Origin of the sequence: Enterobacter cloacae complex sp. SHL009 (assembly GCF_049237205.1) — a bacterium.
GTDB classification, from domain to species: Bacteria; Pseudomonadota; Gammaproteobacteria; order Enterobacterales; family Enterobacteriaceae; genus Enterobacter; species Enterobacter cloacae_M.
On the sequence record NZ_JBMKIW010000016.1, the window covers coordinates 1 to 13,815 of the forward strand.

The window sequence follows — 13,815 nt, forward strand, 5'->3', positions numbered from 1 at the left end:
CTCTTTCAGAGTCAACCCGTTATTTCAGGATTTTTTCTCTTCAACCGAACCGCTTGTTGTGTGAAGTGATTCACATCCGCCGTGTCGATGGAGGCGCATTATAGGGATCCCATTTTTTAGCACAAGTATTTTTTAGATCTTTTTTTCCGACTGCTGATTTTCCGCGCTTTTCGCTGAAATCCCGCCCGATCTGCTTAAATATTGACGTATTTTGCCTTGCCTCGATCCCAAAATATGATCAAAGTCTTCTGTATAGCGCTCATTGTTAGAGGTAGATATGCCCGCAGTATTACGTCCTTATAAAGATCGGTTCCCCCAAAAAGGCGATCGCGTGATGATCGATGCCAGCAGCGTGGTGATTGGCGATGTCCGAATGGCCGATGACGTCAGCATCTGGCCGCTCGTCGCCATCAGGGGAGATGTTAACTATGTGTCGATTGGCGCCCGTACCAATATTCAGGACGGTAGCGTTCTGCATGTCACGCACAAATCCTCCTATAACCCGGAGGGCAATCCCCTCATCATTGGACAAGAGGTTACCGTCGGCCATAAAGTGATGCTTCACGGCTGCACTATCGGAAATCGCGTACTTGTTGGCATGGGGTCGATTTTGCTGGATGGCGTCATAGTAGAAGATGACGTAATGATTGGTGCTGGTAGCCTGGTCCCGCAGAACAAACGGCTGGAGAGTGGCTATCTCTATCTGGGAAGCCCGGTAAAACAGATCCGCCCCCTGAAGGAGGCAGAGATCGAAGGGTTAAAATACTCGGCGAACAACTACGTTAACTGGAAGAATGACTATTTGGATCAGGACAGCCAAACCCAGCCTTGATCGTCTTCCTGCTGTTCGCGGATTAAATCGCTGGCTTCCTCTTCCAGATCCCAGCGATTTTCGCAAAATATCGCTATCGGGTCTGAGCCGCCAAAACGACGCAACAGCGTTTCCCCATGAATGGCACAGGTCAGTTGCATCCCCTGCACCAGCACCGGAAAACAGACCGCTTGTTTACTCTCATCCCAGTTCTCTCTGTCCGGGAAATGAATAGCCTGGTTCACGCCGACAGCTCCTGCTTTAACTTTTCAATGACAGGTTCAACCGCAGGCAACACGCCATGCCAGAGCAGCACCGCATGCGCGGCCTGACCCACCAGCATTCCCAGCCCATCGGCTAACTGTTTCGCGCCGTGTTGTTCGCACCAGTTAAGGAAAGGCGTCTTCCCTTTCTGATAAAACATGTCATAGAAGTACATATGCGCGCTGACCAGAGAAGCGGGAATTGCCGGGATCTCGCCATTAATGCCGCTGGACGTGGCGTTGATGACAAGATCAAACTCACGATCGGCAAGATCGTCAAGCGCTACCGCGCTCACGCTGCCGGTATGGGCAAACAACGCCGCCAGCGCTTCTGCGCGGGAAAAGGTTCTGTTGGTAATGGTCACCGCGCAGTCCAGTGAAAGCAGAGGCAACAGCACTCCCCGCGATGCGCCACCCGCACCAATCAGCAGGATCCGAAACCCGGGATTAATAAACGACAGTCGTTCCAGGTCGCTAAGTAAACCAATCCCGTCGGTGTTGTCACCCAAAAGGCGCCCATCCTCAAGCCGTTTTAGGGTATTGACTGCACCAGCCAGTGAAGCGCGCTCGGTGAGCTCATCCGCTCGTTCGAAGGCTTCCTCTTTAAAAGGAACCGTCACATTCGCGCCTTTACCGCCCGCGGCGAAAAAAGCCTCCAGCGTTGGAATAAATGCATCCACCGGTGCCAGTACGCGACCATAGGGATGATTTATCTGCAGCTGCTTCGCAAATTGCTGATGGATCAAAGGTGACTTGCTATGTGCGATCGGATTACCAAAAACAGCATAGGTTTCCATGAGATTACCCCTGGCGAAAACGTTCGCCGGTCAAAGCATCGCGAATTTCAGACGGATTCAGGCGCCCTCCCGTTTCACCGACAGCGACAGGGAAGTCATTCCCGAACTGCGCCAGTACTTCTTCGGTTGTCCGGCAAGGTGGCAATCCGGTCAAGTTGGCGCTGGTTGAGACCAGCGGTTTACCAAATGCCAGACACAGCTCAACCACCAGCGGATGGTCAGTTACGCGAACGGCGAGGGAATCAAAACGTCCGGTTAACCAGCGAGGCGTTGTCGGCTGCGCCGGGAAAACGAAGGTCACCGGGCCAGGCCACGCGGAGAAGATAGTCTCGCGCTGCGCCGGCGTCAGCATGGAGTCATCGATATAGGGTTTAAGCTGCTCGTAATTCGCAGCGATCAAAATCAGCCCTTTCTCGACGGGTCTTTGTTTTAAGGCAAGCAGTCGGCTCACGGCCGTCTTGCTGTCAGGATCGCAACCGACTCCAAAAACAGCTTCAGTTGGATAGGCGATAACTTCTTCTTTTTTCAGTACGTCCACAGCATGCGCAATGGAGCCTGATGGCAGGTTATTATTCACTATTTTGATCCGCCGTAACCGGCTTTCCACATTGTTTACTGGCGCAGAAGCGTTTCATGCCTTGCGCGGTTTTCTTCTCTATAAGTAGCGGATAATTGCAATGAGGGCAGGTTCCCGCTACCGGTTTAAAATTGATAACGAACTGGCATTCAGGGTAGCGATCGCATGAATGGAAAGTCTTACCATAACGGGAGCGGCGCTGTACCAACTGACCGCGCTGACACTGTGGGCACGCAATTGCCGTTTCATCAGGCTTATCGATTTGTTCCGTATGCTCACATTCCGGGTAGCGGCTACATCCAATAAACATGCCGAAACGCCCCTGCCGCAGGGCTAATTCACCACCGCAGAGTGGGCAATACTGACCCTCCAGAATTTTAACGATATGTCCATCCGCCTGGCTTTTCAGGGGACGGACATAATCACATTCCGGATAGTGTGAACAACCGAGAAACGGGCCGTGTTTCCCGGCCCGAATAACAAGTTCAGCCCCGCACTGCGGGCAGGGCTCGTTTTTATGCACCGTGAATAGTGCTGATTTGGCCATAACAACTCTTGGTGCTGCACATTGAATTAGTGCAGCATACCTTCATTCACTTCAAAGAGTAATTCTTCCATTTGCTGATAGGCGTTTTCACAGCCCGGGATATTAAACAGAACCATCAGGATCACCCACTTGAGATCTTCCAGTTCAAATTCTGCTGTATCCAGCGCCATGACGCGCTCTATCACCATTTCTCTCGTTTCGAGGTTCAACACCTGAATCTGCTCAAGGAATAAGATGAACCCCCGGCAGCTGGCGTCCAGCCTTTCACACTCTTCCGCGGTATAAATGCGTACTGACAATGGGTCAGAAGCAAGCTGCATCGGTTCGGCGAGGCCTTCCTGATAATCAGCCAGTTTTTCCAGCCACATCAACGCATTATAGATATCTTCCCGCTCAAACCCCGCATCGGTAAGATCCTGTGTCAATTTGTCCTGATCCACTCGCATTTCTGCTTCGTTATGGATGTAAGTCTCAAACAAATACATCAGTACGTCGAACATGGCATGCCCTCCTTAATCGGACATAGCCGCCGGGTACAGCTGCGATCCACCCTGCTAACTCCAGTTCGAGTAGCTGTGCTACCGTTACTGGCACAGGTTGGCCGGCACGTTCAGCGACAACGTCAACAGGTGTTACCTCATCTCCTACGTTAGCCAGGAGCTTGGGAAATGGCAATGCCACCTTTCCCTGATCTGATGAATATTGTCGCTTTTCGGGATCTTCCTGCAGCCATTGCAACCCATATTGCAAATTTTCAAGAATATCTCCTACTTCTGTTACCGGCGTTGCCCCTTGCTTAATCAGCCAGTGGGGCCCCTCGCATCCGGGATTACCTATCGGACCAGGCAAGGCGAAGACTTCTCTCCCCTGTTCGAGCGCGCATCGCGCCGTGACCAGCGAACCGCTTCGGCGCGCCGCTTCAACCACCAGCACGCCTTTGCTAAGCCCGCTGATAATCCGATTACGACGCGGAAAGTTTGCCGGCCTGGGCTGTGCGGAAAGCGGAAACTCAGACACTATAGCGCCGTCAGATTCGATAAGCCGCATCGCCAGTGCCTGATGCCGGCGTGGATAAATGCTAAAAAGACCGTTCCCCAGCACCGCTACGCTTCGTCCCTTAACTGAAAGCGCCGCGCTGTGGGCTACGCCGTCAATACCGCAGGCCAGCCCGCTGGTGATCGTGAAACCGCTTTGCGACAGTTGTTCGCACAGGATTTTCCCCCATCGCTCGCCGTACCATGACGGCGCACGACTGCCTACCACCGCCAGCTGAACCGTATTAAGCGCCTCAGGATTACCTTTTATGAATAACGCCCCGGGATAATCAGGAATCGTGCGGAGCAAAGGAGGATAAAGGGGATGGTTGGCCGTTAATAAATGATGTCCCGGCTGCTCAAGCCACATAAGGCTACGTTCCAGCTCGCTCTCATCGAGTGCAAAGAAGCGTTCAACCTGCTTTGCTGTCAGCCCGGCGTTTCTGGCCACGAGCACGTTGAGGTGTTCCTGCTTCTGCAGTCGCGCAGCCGCTTCCAGCATTACATCACCACACAGCGACCCTGTGTGTATTAGCCGTAGCCATATTTCGGTAGACGTCATCCTTTCCCCTGCCATAAGCGGCCTCCGCAATCATTGCGATTGGTCACTGATGCTGTCAATCGATGGGGGATTTGTCTAGAATAGAGAGAGTATTCTTATCAACTCCTGAACACGACTCTGGAAATTTATGGCAGTTTTGCAAGTGTTACATATTCCGGACGAGCGCCTTCGCATCGTCGCTGAACCGGTCAAAGAAGTGAATGCAGAAATCCAGCGTATCGTTGATGATATGTTCGATACCATGTACGCCGAAGAAGGCATTGGCCTGGCGGCGACCCAGGTGGACATTCATAAGCGTATTATCGTGATTGATGTTTCCGAAAATCGCGATGAGCGTCTGGTGCTGATCAACCCTGAGCTACTCGAAAAGAGTGGCGAAACCGGTATTGAGGAAGGCTGTCTGTCCATTCCTGAGCAGCGCGCTTTAGTACCGCGTGCCGAAAAGGTGAAAATTCGCGCTCTGGATCGTGACGGTAACCCGTTCGAACTGGAAGCAGACGACCTGCTGGCAATTTGTATTCAGCATGAGATGGATCACCTGGTCGGTAAACTGTTTATCGATTATCTCTCGCCGCTGAAACAGCAGCGTATTCGTCAAAAAGTAGAGAAACTGGATCGTTTGCGTTCTCGCGCATAGCGTCCCCCCGGATACAAGGATCATCGTGTCTAAAACACTACGTATTATCTTCGCGGGAACCCCTGATTTTGCAGCGCGTCATCTTGACGCGCTGTTATCGTCTGGTCACCAGGTTGTTGGCGTCTTTACCCAGCCGGACCGTCCTGCTGGTCGCGGCAAAAAACTGATGCCGAGCCCGGTAAAGGTGCTGGCAGAAGAGCATGGGCTACCCGTTTTTCAGCCCGCATCGTTGCGCCCACAGGAAAATCAGCAGCTGGTTGCTGACCTGAATGCCGACGTAATGGTGGTGGTGGCTTACGGTTTAATTTTGCCGAAAGCTGTGCTCGATATGCCTCGCCTGGGGTGCATCAACGTGCATGGGTCTCTGCTCCCGCGCTGGCGTGGTGCTGCACCTATCCAGCGCTCGCTGTGGGCAGGCGATGCCGAAACGGGCGTTACCATCATGAAGATGGACGTAGGTTTAGACACCGGCGATATGCTGTATAAACTGGCGTGCCCCATAACGTCAGACGATACCAGCGCTACGCTGTATGACAAACTGGCAGACCTTGGCCCACAAGGGCTTATCGAGACGCTCCAGCAGCTTGCTGACAATACGGCGAAACCGGAAGTTCAGGATGACGCTCTGGTGACTTATGCCGAAAAACTGAGCAAAGAAGAAGCGCGGATCGACTGGTCCCTGTCAGCCGCGCAGCTTGAACGCTGCATTCGCGCCTTTAATCCGTGGCCGATGAGCTGGATGGAAATTGATGAGCAGCCGGTGAAAGTCTGGAAAGCCTCCGTCATTAGCGGTACTACCACGGCTGAACCCGGCACGATTGTTGACGCCAACAAGAACGGGATCCAGGTGGCGACTGCGCAAGGGATCCTGAATCTTGAATCGCTACAACCGGCCGGCAAGAAGGCCATGAGCGCTCAGGATCTGTTAAATTCCCGCCGCGAATGGTTTATTCCGGGCAATCGTCTTGCCTGAGCAAATTTATCCTTAAGGCCCGGTGTTTCCGGGCATTTTTATTTTTACGGTTATGAAAAAACAAAATCTTCGCAGTATGGCGGCTCAGGCCGTTGAGCAGGTTATCGAGCAGGGCCAGTCATTAAGTAACGTCCTGCCTCCTCTGCAACAAAAAGTCTCTGATAAAGACAAAGCCCTGCTTCAGGAGCTCTGCTTTGGCGTTCTGCGCACGCTTTCTCAGCTTGAGTGGCTGATTAACAAGCTGATGTCACGCCCAATGACAGGCAAGCAGCGCACCGTACACTATTTGATTATGGTGGGCTTTTATCAGCTTCTTCATACCCGCATCCCACCTCATGCCGCGCTGGCTGAGACGGTGGAAGGCGCCGTTGCGATTAAACGCCCTCAGCTGAAAGGCCTGATCAACGGCGTACTTCGTCAGTTCCAGAGACAGCAGGAAGAGCTTCTGGCTGAATTTGCCCAAAGCGAAGCACGTTTCCTGCACCCGGACTGGCTGTTGAAGCGCCTGAAAAAAGCCTATCCACAGGAGTGGCTGGATATTACCGAGGCCAACAACCAGCGCCCGCCAATGTGGTTACGCGTGAACCGGAATCACCACACCCGAGCCGCATGGCTGGCATTGCTTGAAGAAGCTGGAATGAGTGGATTCCCGCATCAAGCCTATCCGGATGCTGTACGTCTGGCCTCACCGGCACCGGTACATGCATTACCCGGTTTTGATGAGGGCTGGGTTACCGTACAGGATGCCTCGGCGCAGGGTTGCATGACCTGGCTTGAACCCAAAAATGGTGAGCAGATCCTCGATCTTTGCGCCGCACCTGGGGGCAAAACGACGCATATTCTGGAAGTGGCTCCGCAGGCCAGCGTGATGGCAGTGGACGTCGATGAACAGCGTCTCTCACGCGTCTACGACAACCTTAAGCGTCTGGGCATGAAGGCTCAGGTTAAGCAGGGCGATGGACGCAAACCCGCAGAGTGGTGTGGTGAAACGCAATTCGATCGCATTTTGCTGGATGCCCCCTGCTCTGCAACCGGTGTTATTCGTCGTCATCCGGACATCAAGTGGCTACGCCGCGATCGTGATATTCAGGAACTTGCCCAACTGCAATCCGACATTCTCGACGCCATTTGGCCGCATCTTAAATCTGGCGGAACGCTGGTCTATGCGACCTGCTCCGTACTGCCGGAAGAAAACAGCCAGCAAATCGCGGCCTTCCTTAAACGTACGCCGGACGCCGCGCTGCGCGATACGGGAACGCCTGAATCCCCGGGTCTGCAGAACCTGCCGGGTGCTGAAGAGGGCGATGGCTTCTTTTACGCTAAGCTAATCAAAGAGTGATGTTGAGAACAGGTCACGAGATATGAAGATTATCATTCTGGGTGCAGGACAGGTGGGCGGAACGCTGGCGGAAAACCTGGTTGGCGAAAACAACGACATCACAATTGTTGATACCAACGGCGATCGTCTGCGCGTCTTGCAGGACAAGTTTGACCTGCGCGTGGTGCAGGGTCATGGTTCGCACCCACGTGTTCTTCGTGAGGCGGGCGCCGACGATGCCGACATGCTGGTTGCGGTAACCAGTTCTGACGAAACCAATATGGTGGCCTGTCAGGTGGCCTACTCGCTTTTCAACACGCCAAACCGAATTGCGCGTATTCGCTCTCCGGACTATGTTCGCGATGCTGAAAAACTGTTTAATTCCGAAGCGGTTCCCATTGACCACCTCATCGCGCCAGAACAGCTGGTTATCGACAATATCTATCGCCTGATTGAATATCCGGGTGCCCTGCAGGTGGTGAACTTTGCCGAGGGCAAAGTGAGCCTGGCAGTGGTTAAGGCCTATTATGGCGGACCATTGATCGGCAATGCGCTTTCCACCATGCGCGAGCACATGCCGCATATCGATACGCGCGTTGCAGCGATTTTCCGTCACGACAGGCCAATTCGCCCGCAAGGCTCCACGATTGTCGAAGCCGGTGATGAGGTCTTCTTTATTGCGGCCTCACAGCATATTCGTGCGGTGATGAGTGAACTTCAGCGTCTCGAAAAACCCTATAAACGCATTATGCTGGTCGGCGGCGGCAATATCGGTGCCGGTCTGGCACATCGGCTGGAAAAAGATTACAGCGTGAAGTTGATCGAGCGCGATCAACAGCGTGCTGCTGAACTGGCGGAAAAACTTCAAAATACGATTGTATTTTATGGTGATGCGTCTGATCAGGAGTTGCTGGCTGAAGAGCATATTGATCAAGTTGATCTCTTTATTGCCGTCACCAACGACGACGAGGCGAATATAATGTCCGCCATGCTCGCGAAGCGCATGGGGGCTAAAAAAGTAATGGTGCTTATCCAGCGTAAGGCGTATGTCGATCTGGTTCAGGGCAGCGTTATTGATATTGCCATTTCCCCTCAGCAGGCGACAATTTCCGCGCTCCTGAGCCATGTTCGTAAAGCGGATATTGTCGGTGTGTCATCGCTCCGCCGTGGCGTAGCGGAAGCCATTGAAGCCGTTGCTCATGGAGATGAAACGACGTCGCGCGTCGTCGGCCGTTCGATCGACGAAATTAAACTGCCGCCAGGCACGATTATCGGCGCCGTTGTGCGCGGGAATGATGTCATGATTGCCAATGATAATTTACGAATTGAGCAAGGCGATCACGTTATTATGTTCCTTACCGATAAAAAGTTTATTACCGACGTCGAACGTTTATTCCAGCCAAGTCCATTCTTCCTTTAAAGAATTGGGTGCTCGAGAAAGAGCACCCTTACTTTATCCTTTTCATTTCTGTGCCTTTTGTTTTTCAGAATGTTTAATTATCCCGAATGGCAATTGGCTAATGATTTGTTAAACTTAAACTCGTCAGCTGGCACAAGGAGAGAACAATGAGTTTTATTAAAGAATTTCGCGAATTTGCGATGCGCGGGAACGTAGTGGATTTGGCAGTGGGTGTCATTATTGGTGCGGCATTCGGCAAGATTGTTTCATCATTAGTGGCTGACATTATCATGCCACCTTTAGGGTTGTTAATCGGCGGCATTGATTTCAAACAGTTCGCTTTCACGCTGCGTGAAGCGCAGGGTGATGTTCCGGCAGTAGTAATGCACTACGGCGTATTTATTCAGAACGTATTTGATTTTGTGATTGTCGCATTTGCCATATTTATGGCTATCAAGCTGATCAACAGGCTCAACCGTAAAAAAGAAGAGCCGGCTGCAGCACCTGCGCCAACGAAAGAAGAAGTGCTGTTAAGTGAGATCCGCGATCTGTTAAAAGAGCAGAATAATCGCGTCTAATCAATAGATAAAAGCAGGAAGGCCAGTGGTAAATAAGCGATTCGCTTGCTTGCCACTGGCCTCCCAGTTACCCCGTTTTTCATGTTTGTCTTTACGCAGATAACTTCCTTTCCCTTTTTTATTTTTCTCAACGCGCTGCCTGAATAACGGGTCGTGAAGTAACGCCTCAATGGCATTGTCCTTAATTTGTCCTTTCGTGTGCTGATAGCGGCTCATAATGTCTCCAGAGCAGGGTTTATGACGACGGGAGTCTAGACCCGGTTGAACTAAAAATCAACAGCCCTGCGTTTCTCCACTCGCTCCCTGTTCAAGGGCTTCGAGGATTGAACAATAAATGCTGCTGTGTGCCGTACCGCAGCAGGCATCATTCAGCCTTTGCAGAGAGCGCTGCATGGTTTGCAGTTCCTGTATACGCGCTTCGACTTCATCCAGCCGGGCCTGCACGATGCTTTTAGATTCCTGGCAGGTGTGATGTTCCGGATCGATGCGGATCGATAATAACTCGCGGATCGAATCCAGCGTGAAACCGAGCTGACGCGCATAACGAATAAACCGCAGGCGCTGCAGATCGTTATCGGTATAAAGGCGAAAGCCTCCTTCAGTCCGAACTTCATGATCGATCATCTGCTGCTTTTCGTAATATCGGATAGTATCCGGCGTAACGTTCGCAAGCTTCGCAAGTTCACCGATGCGGTACATAACTACTCCTCGCTTATTTTCTGCATCAATCTTTCACCATATTTACCGTGAAGAAAATTAGTGTTCATCCCAGCCTGGCGCAGCTTGAGTTCAAGCAGGGCGAGACGGCGGCTAAGTTCAGAATGTCGTGGATCGTCATGGCGGATCTCTTTGAGAAGATCGGCCAGTTCAACAGCTTCTCTGCGCTGTTCGAGCTCCGGGGGGAGACAGCCCGCATTTTTCAGCAAACGGTATCCAGCCCGTAGTTCAGGCGCGATGTGCGAATCATCGTCAAGCGCAAGGGGTTCGCCGCTTCCCGGGAGATCGTCGAATTCACCTTTTTTTTGGGCATCGCGAATATGGCGTTCTGCCCACTGGTCGAGCAACCACATTACCAGCTCCAGGGATTGAACAGAATTGATACAGACATTGTAGAGAAGTGGGGATATCGCGGATATAAAAAAACCCGCCGGAGCGGGTTTTTTTACGTTACTGCAGATTACTCTGCAGCAGCTTCTGCTTTCTCTGAACGATCAACCAGCTCGATGTAAGCCATCGGCGCGTTGTCGCCTGCACGGAAACCACACTTCAGAATGCGAGTGTAACCACCGGCACGGCTCGCGAAACGCGGGCCCAGTTCGTTAAACAGTTTTGCCACGATCTCGTTATCACGAGTACGGGCGAATGCCAGACGACGATTAGCAACGCTGTCAGTCTTGGCAAGAGTAATCAGCGGCTCAACTACGCGACGCAGCTCTTTCGCTTTAGGCAGGGTCGTCTTGATGATCTCATGACGAACCAGTGAACCTGCCATGTTGCGGAACATAGCCTGGCGATGGCTGCTGTTGCGGTTCAGTTGACGACCACTCTTACGATGGCGCATGACCTTATCCTTCTCAGTAAAACCTTAACCTGTGATCCGGTTACTCGTCAGCAATGCTTGCCGGTGGCCAGTTTTCCAGGCGCATGCCCAGAGACAGACCACGTGAAGCCAGCACGTCTTTAATCTCAGTAAGAGATTTTTTACCCAGGTTCGGCGTTTTCAGCAACTCAACCTCGGTACGCTGTACCAGATCACCGATATAGTGGATAGCTTCTGCCTTGAGGCAGTTAGCAGAGCGGACAGTCAACTCGAGATCGTCAACAGGGCGCAGCAGGATCGGATCGAATTCTGGTTTCTCTTCTTTCACTTCCGGCTGACGTACATCACGTAAGTCAACGAAAGCTTCCAGTTGTTCTGCCAGGATGGTTGCCGCACGACGAATCGCCTCTTCAGGATCGATTGTGCCGTTGGTTTCCATTTCGATGACCAGCTTGTCCAGGTCGGTACGCTGTTCTACACGCGCTGCTTCAACATTGTAGGCAATACGCTCTACAGGGCTATAGCATGCGTCGACCAGCAGACGGCCGATTGGGCGCTCATCTTCTTCCGAATGAATTCGGGCAGAAGCCGGCACATAACCACGACCGCGCTGAACTTTGATACGCATGCTAATAGCTGCGTTCTCATCGGTCAGGTGGCAGATCACGTGCTGCGGCTTGACGATTTCAACATCACCGTCATGGGTGATGTCGGCTGCAGTCACAGGGCCAATGCCAGATTTATTCAGAGTAAGAATAACTTCATCTTTACCCTGAACTCTCACCGCCAGCCCTTTCAGGTTGAGCAGGATTTCAAGGATATCTTCCTGAACGCCTTCTTTGGTGCTGTACTCATGAAGTACACCATCAATCTCAACCTCGGTCACCGCGCAACCCGGCATCGATGAGAGCAGAATACGGCGCAGTGCGTTACCCAGAGTATGGCCAAAGCCACGCTCTAAAGGCTCAAGGGTCACCTTGGCGTGCGTCGAACTCACTTGCTCGATATCTACCAGGCGCGGTTTTAGAAACTCTGTCACAGAACCCTGCATTGTGTCCTCTCTTTGGTACTAAGCTTTACTTGGAGTAAAGCTCGACGATCAGGTGTTCGTTAATGTCCGCAGACAGATCAGAACGTTCTGGCTGACGCTTGAACGTACCTTCCATCTTGCCAGCATCAACTTCCAGCCAGGTTGGCTTTTCACGCTGCTCAGCCAGCTCCAGAGCGGCCTTCACGCGAGATTGCTTTTTCGCTTTCTCACGAATGCTAACAACGTCATTCGCTTTAACCTGATAAGAAGCGATGTTAACAACACGACCGTTTACCATGATTGCTTTGTGGCTAACCAGCTGACGTGATTCAGCACGAGTAGCGCCGAAGCCCATACGGTATACAACGTTGTCCAGACGACCTTCCAGCAGAGCCAGCAGGTTTTCACCTGTGTTGCCTTTCAGACGTGCTGCTTCTTTATAGTAGTTACGGAACTGACGCTCCAGCACACCGTACATACGGCGAACTTTTTGCTTTTCACGCAACTGCACACCATAGTCAGACAGACGCGGTTTACGCGCACCGTGCTGGCCAGGAGCTTGTTCAATTTTACACTTGGTATCGATCGCGCGAACGCCAGACTTAAGGAATAAGTCGGTGCCCTCACGACGGCTCAGCTTGAGCTTAGGACCCAAATATCTTGCCATTTTCTATCTCCAACTAACCTAAAAAACGGAGCGTTATACGCGACGTTTTTTCGGCGGACGACAACCGTTATGAGGGATCGGAGTCACATCAGTAATATTCGTGATGCGGAAACCAGCGGCGTTCAGAGCGCGAACAGTAGATTCACGACCCGGACCCGGACCTTTAACCATAACTTCCAGATTCTTGATGCCGTATTCTTTTACGGCTTCTGCACAACGCTCTGCTGCAACCTGAGCTGCGAACGGAGTGGATTTGCGAGAACCACGGAAACCGGAACCACCGGCTGTTGCCCAACCCAATGCGTTACCCTGACGATCAGTAATAGTAACGATGGTGTTGTTGAAAGAAGCATGGATATGAGCCACGCCGTCAGAGACTTGTTTTCTTACACGTTTACGTGCACGAACTGGTGCCTTTGCCATTATTCAATCACCCCGATTATTTCTTGATCGGTTTGCGCGGACCCTTACGGGTACGTGCGTTGGTCTTAGTACGCTGACCGCGCACTGGCAGACCACGACGATGACGCAAACCGCGATAGCAACCAAGATCCATCAGGCGCTTGATGCTCATGCTGATTTCACGGCGCAGATCACCTTCAACGACAAATTTGGCAACTTCGTCACGCAGCGTGTCGATTTGTTCTTCAGACAGCTCACTGATCTTAACATCTTCAGCGATACCCGCTGCAGCCAGAATGGCTTTAGAACGGGTCTTGCCGACGCCGTAGATCGAAGTTAATGCGATCACAGCATGTTTCTGATCAGGAATGTTAATGCCTGCTATACGGGCCACTATGCACTCCTACTATTTAATATGTACGCACCATGCTGAAAAGCCCGTTTTCAGGATACTCAAATGGAAACGTACAGACATACAAAAGATTGGCTGGCTAATCTAGCCAGCTCAACCCAACTTTGCAAGAAAAATATGCGAAATAATCAGCCTTGGCGCTGTTTATGCTTCGGCTCGGCACTGCAAATCACACGGATGACACCATCACGCTTAACGATTTTGCAGTTACGGCATAATTTCTTGACGGAAGCACGAACTTTCATTTTTACTCTCCGTAACTTCTCAG

The 13,815-nt window shown here is 51.8% G+C and carries 21 protein-coding genes; 6 read left to right on the top strand and 15 right to left on the bottom strand.

Annotation, left to right across the window (positions count from 1 at the left end; all coding sequences use genetic code 11):
• The first annotated feature begins 277 nt into the window (after positions 1-277).
• On the top strand, positions 278-832 hold the full coding sequence (locus ACOTZC_RS22330) for a gamma carbonic anhydrase family protein (protein ID WP_045405318.1): 555 nt from the start codon (positions 278-280) through the stop codon (positions 830-832).
• On the opposite strand, the gene ACOTZC_RS22335 is transcribed toward ACOTZC_RS22330, so the two are convergent.
• Genes ACOTZC_RS22335 through dprA form a run of 6 tightly spaced genes read right to left on the bottom strand, consistent with a single transcriptional unit; the run spans position 808 to position 4,591 of the window.
• The gene (locus ACOTZC_RS22335) at positions 808-1,056 is read right to left on the bottom strand and encodes a DUF1488 domain-containing protein (RefSeq protein ID WP_045405320.1); all 249 of its coding nucleotides are present in this window, start codon (positions 1,054-1,056) and stop codon (positions 808-810) included. The genes ACOTZC_RS22330 and ACOTZC_RS22335 overlap by 25 nt on opposite strands.
• Positions 1,053-1,871 (bottom strand): shikimate dehydrogenase, encoded by an 819-nt coding sequence (gene aroE, locus ACOTZC_RS22340; RefSeq protein ID WP_322408400.1) that lies wholly within the window; start codon positions 1,869-1,871, stop codon positions 1,053-1,055. Before aroE ends, ACOTZC_RS22335 begins: the two co-directional genes overlap by 4 nt.
• 4 nt (positions 1,872-1,875) lie before the next feature.
• Positions 1,876-2,448, bottom strand: coding sequence for an L-threonylcarbamoyladenylate synthase type 1 TsaC (gene tsaC, locus ACOTZC_RS22345; protein ID WP_045619581.1), 573 nt, complete (start codon positions 2,446-2,448; stop codon positions 1,876-1,878).
• A complete protein-coding gene (locus ACOTZC_RS22350; protein ID WP_045405325.1) occupies positions 2,441-2,995 on the bottom strand; it encodes a type I DNA topoisomerase in 555 nt (184 codons plus the stop codon). The genes tsaC and ACOTZC_RS22350 overlap by 8 nt, the downstream gene beginning before the upstream one ends.
• Before the next feature lie 26 nt (positions 2,996-3,021).
• Positions 3,022-3,495 carry a DUF494 family protein Smg gene (gene smg / locus ACOTZC_RS22355; protein WP_008503477.1) on the bottom strand — a complete coding sequence of 158 codons (474 nt, stop codon included), beginning with the start codon at positions 3,493-3,495 and terminating at the stop codon, positions 3,022-3,024.
• Positions 3,467-4,591, bottom strand: a complete 1,125-nt coding sequence (gene dprA / locus ACOTZC_RS22360; RefSeq protein WP_045357957.1) for a DNA-protecting protein DprA — start codon at positions 4,589-4,591, stop codon at positions 3,467-3,469. Before dprA ends, smg begins: the two co-directional genes overlap by 29 nt.
• Positions 4,592-4,718: 127 nt before the next feature.
• On the opposite strand from dprA, the gene def reads away from it, so the two are divergent.
• The 5 genes from def (at position 4,719) to mscL (ending at position 9,496) form a co-directional block, all read left to right on the top strand.
• Positions 4,719-5,228, top strand: coding sequence for a peptide deformylase (gene def / locus ACOTZC_RS22365; protein WP_006812188.1), 510 nt, complete (start codon positions 4,719-4,721; stop codon positions 5,226-5,228).
• 25 nt (positions 5,229-5,253) lie between these two features.
• Positions 5,254-6,201, top strand: a complete 948-nt coding sequence (fmt, locus tag ACOTZC_RS22370) for a methionyl-tRNA formyltransferase (protein ID WP_023333663.1) — start codon at positions 5,254-5,256, stop codon at positions 6,199-6,201.
• A 52-nt stretch (positions 6,202-6,253) separates the two neighbouring features.
• Positions 6,254-7,540, top strand: a complete 1,287-nt coding sequence (rsmB, locus tag ACOTZC_RS22375) for a 16S rRNA (cytosine(967)-C(5))-methyltransferase RsmB (RefSeq protein WP_045405334.1) — start codon at positions 6,254-6,256, stop codon at positions 7,538-7,540.
• Between the two features lie 22 nt (positions 7,541-7,562).
• On the top strand, positions 7,563-8,939 hold the full coding sequence (trkA, locus tag ACOTZC_RS22380; protein WP_008503482.1) for a Trk system potassium transporter TrkA: 1,377 nt from the start codon (positions 7,563-7,565) through the stop codon (positions 8,937-8,939).
• A gap of 146 nt (positions 8,940-9,085) precedes the next feature.
• Positions 9,086-9,496, top strand: coding sequence for a large-conductance mechanosensitive channel protein MscL (gene mscL / locus ACOTZC_RS22385; protein WP_023309449.1), 411 nt, complete (start codon positions 9,086-9,088; stop codon positions 9,494-9,496).
• On the opposite strand, the gene ACOTZC_RS22390 is transcribed toward mscL, so the two are convergent.
• The 9 genes from ACOTZC_RS22390 to rpmJ all read right to left on the bottom strand — a co-directional run bounded on the left by ACOTZC_RS22390 (position 9,497) and on the right by rpmJ (position 13,792).
• Positions 9,497-9,712, bottom strand: a complete 216-nt coding sequence (locus tag ACOTZC_RS22390) for an alternative ribosome-rescue factor A (RefSeq protein ID WP_023309450.1) — start codon at positions 9,710-9,712, stop codon at positions 9,497-9,499. It abuts the gene before it with no gap.
• 57 nt (positions 9,713-9,769) lie between these two features.
• Positions 9,770-10,195, bottom strand: a complete 426-nt coding sequence (zntR, locus tag ACOTZC_RS22395; RefSeq protein WP_029740638.1) for a Zn(2+)-responsive transcriptional regulator — start codon at positions 10,193-10,195, stop codon at positions 9,770-9,772.
• Positions 10,196-10,197: 2 nt separating this feature from the next.
• Positions 10,198-10,566, bottom strand: coding sequence for a DUF1992 domain-containing protein (locus ACOTZC_RS22400; RefSeq protein ID WP_047173932.1), 369 nt, complete (start codon positions 10,564-10,566; stop codon positions 10,198-10,200).
• Positions 10,567-10,673: 107 nt separating this feature from the next.
• On the bottom strand, positions 10,674-11,057 hold the full coding sequence (gene rplQ / locus ACOTZC_RS22405) for a 50S ribosomal protein L17 (RefSeq protein WP_001216368.1): 384 nt from the start codon (positions 11,055-11,057) through the stop codon (positions 10,674-10,676).
• A 40-nt stretch (positions 11,058-11,097) separates the two neighbouring features.
• The gene (locus ACOTZC_RS22410; RefSeq protein ID WP_002919219.1) at positions 11,098-12,087 is read right to left on the bottom strand and encodes a DNA-directed RNA polymerase subunit alpha; all 990 of its coding nucleotides are present in this window, start codon (positions 12,085-12,087) and stop codon (positions 11,098-11,100) included.
• A 25-nt stretch (positions 12,088-12,112) separates the two neighbouring features.
• The gene (gene rpsD, locus ACOTZC_RS22415; RefSeq protein ID WP_004868345.1) at positions 12,113-12,733 is read right to left on the bottom strand and encodes a 30S ribosomal protein S4; all 621 of its coding nucleotides are present in this window, start codon (positions 12,731-12,733) and stop codon (positions 12,113-12,115) included.
• Positions 12,734-12,766: 33 nt separating this feature from the next.
• Positions 12,767-13,156, bottom strand: a complete 390-nt coding sequence (gene rpsK / locus ACOTZC_RS22420; protein WP_003863312.1) for a 30S ribosomal protein S11 — start codon at positions 13,154-13,156, stop codon at positions 12,767-12,769.
• 16 nt (positions 13,157-13,172) lie between these two features.
• Positions 13,173-13,529, bottom strand: a complete 357-nt coding sequence (rpsM, locus tag ACOTZC_RS22425; RefSeq protein ID WP_003863308.1) for a 30S ribosomal protein S13 — start codon at positions 13,527-13,529, stop codon at positions 13,173-13,175.
• A 146-nt stretch (positions 13,530-13,675) separates the two neighbouring features.
• Positions 13,676-13,792, bottom strand: a complete 117-nt coding sequence (gene rpmJ, locus ACOTZC_RS22430; RefSeq protein ID WP_000868187.1) for a 50S ribosomal protein L36 — start codon at positions 13,790-13,792, stop codon at positions 13,676-13,678.
• Positions 13,793-13,815 lie beyond the last annotated feature (23 nt).

Bases quoted from the DNA above. Each gene is read 5' to 3' on its own strand.
- ACOTZC_RS22330 (WP_045405318.1), top strand. From the start codon at position 278: ATGCCCGCAGTATTACGTCCTTATAAAGATCGGTTCCCCCAAAAAGGC.
- aroE (WP_322408400.1), bottom strand. From the start codon at position 1,871: ATGGAAACCTATGCTGTTTTTGGTAATCCGATCGCACATAGCAAGTCA.
- ACOTZC_RS22350 (WP_045405325.1), bottom strand. From the start codon at position 2,995: ATGGCCAAATCAGCACTATTCACGGTGCATAAAAACGAGCCCTGCCCG.
- smg (WP_008503477.1), bottom strand. From the start codon at position 3,495: ATGTTCGACGTACTGATGTATTTGTTTGAGACTTACATCCATAACGAA.
- dprA (WP_045357957.1), bottom strand. From the start codon at position 4,591: ATGACGTCTACCGAAATATGGCTACGGCTAATACACACAGGGTCGCTG.
- def (WP_006812188.1), top strand. From the start codon at position 4,719: ATGGCAGTTTTGCAAGTGTTACATATTCCGGACGAGCGCCTTCGCATC.
- rsmB (WP_045405334.1), top strand. From the start codon at position 6,254: ATGAAAAAACAAAATCTTCGCAGTATGGCGGCTCAGGCCGTTGAGCAG.
- trkA (WP_008503482.1), top strand. From the start codon at position 7,563: ATGAAGATTATCATTCTGGGTGCAGGACAGGTGGGCGGAACGCTGGCG.
- mscL (WP_023309449.1), top strand. From the start codon at position 9,086: ATGAGTTTTATTAAAGAATTTCGCGAATTTGCGATGCGCGGGAACGTA.
- ACOTZC_RS22390 (WP_023309450.1), bottom strand. From the start codon at position 9,712: ATGAGCCGCTATCAGCACACGAAAGGACAAATTAAGGACAATGCCATT.
- zntR (WP_029740638.1), bottom strand. From the start codon at position 10,195: ATGTACCGCATCGGTGAACTTGCGAAGCTTGCGAACGTTACGCCGGAT.
- ACOTZC_RS22400 (WP_047173932.1), bottom strand. From the start codon at position 10,566: ATGTGGTTGCTCGACCAGTGGGCAGAACGCCATATTCGCGATGCCCAA.
- rplQ (WP_001216368.1), bottom strand. From the start codon at position 11,057: ATGCGCCATCGTAAGAGTGGTCGTCAACTGAACCGCAACAGCAGCCAT.
- ACOTZC_RS22410 (WP_002919219.1), bottom strand. From the start codon at position 12,087: ATGCAGGGTTCTGTGACAGAGTTTCTAAAACCGCGCCTGGTAGATATC.
- rpsD (WP_004868345.1), bottom strand. From the start codon at position 12,733: ATGGCAAGATATTTGGGTCCTAAGCTCAAGCTGAGCCGTCGTGAGGGC.
- rpsK (WP_003863312.1), bottom strand. From the start codon at position 13,156: ATGGCAAAGGCACCAGTTCGTGCACGTAAACGTGTAAGAAAACAAGTC.
- rpmJ (WP_000868187.1), bottom strand. From the start codon at position 13,792: ATGAAAGTTCGTGCTTCCGTCAAGAAATTATGCCGTAACTGCAAAATC.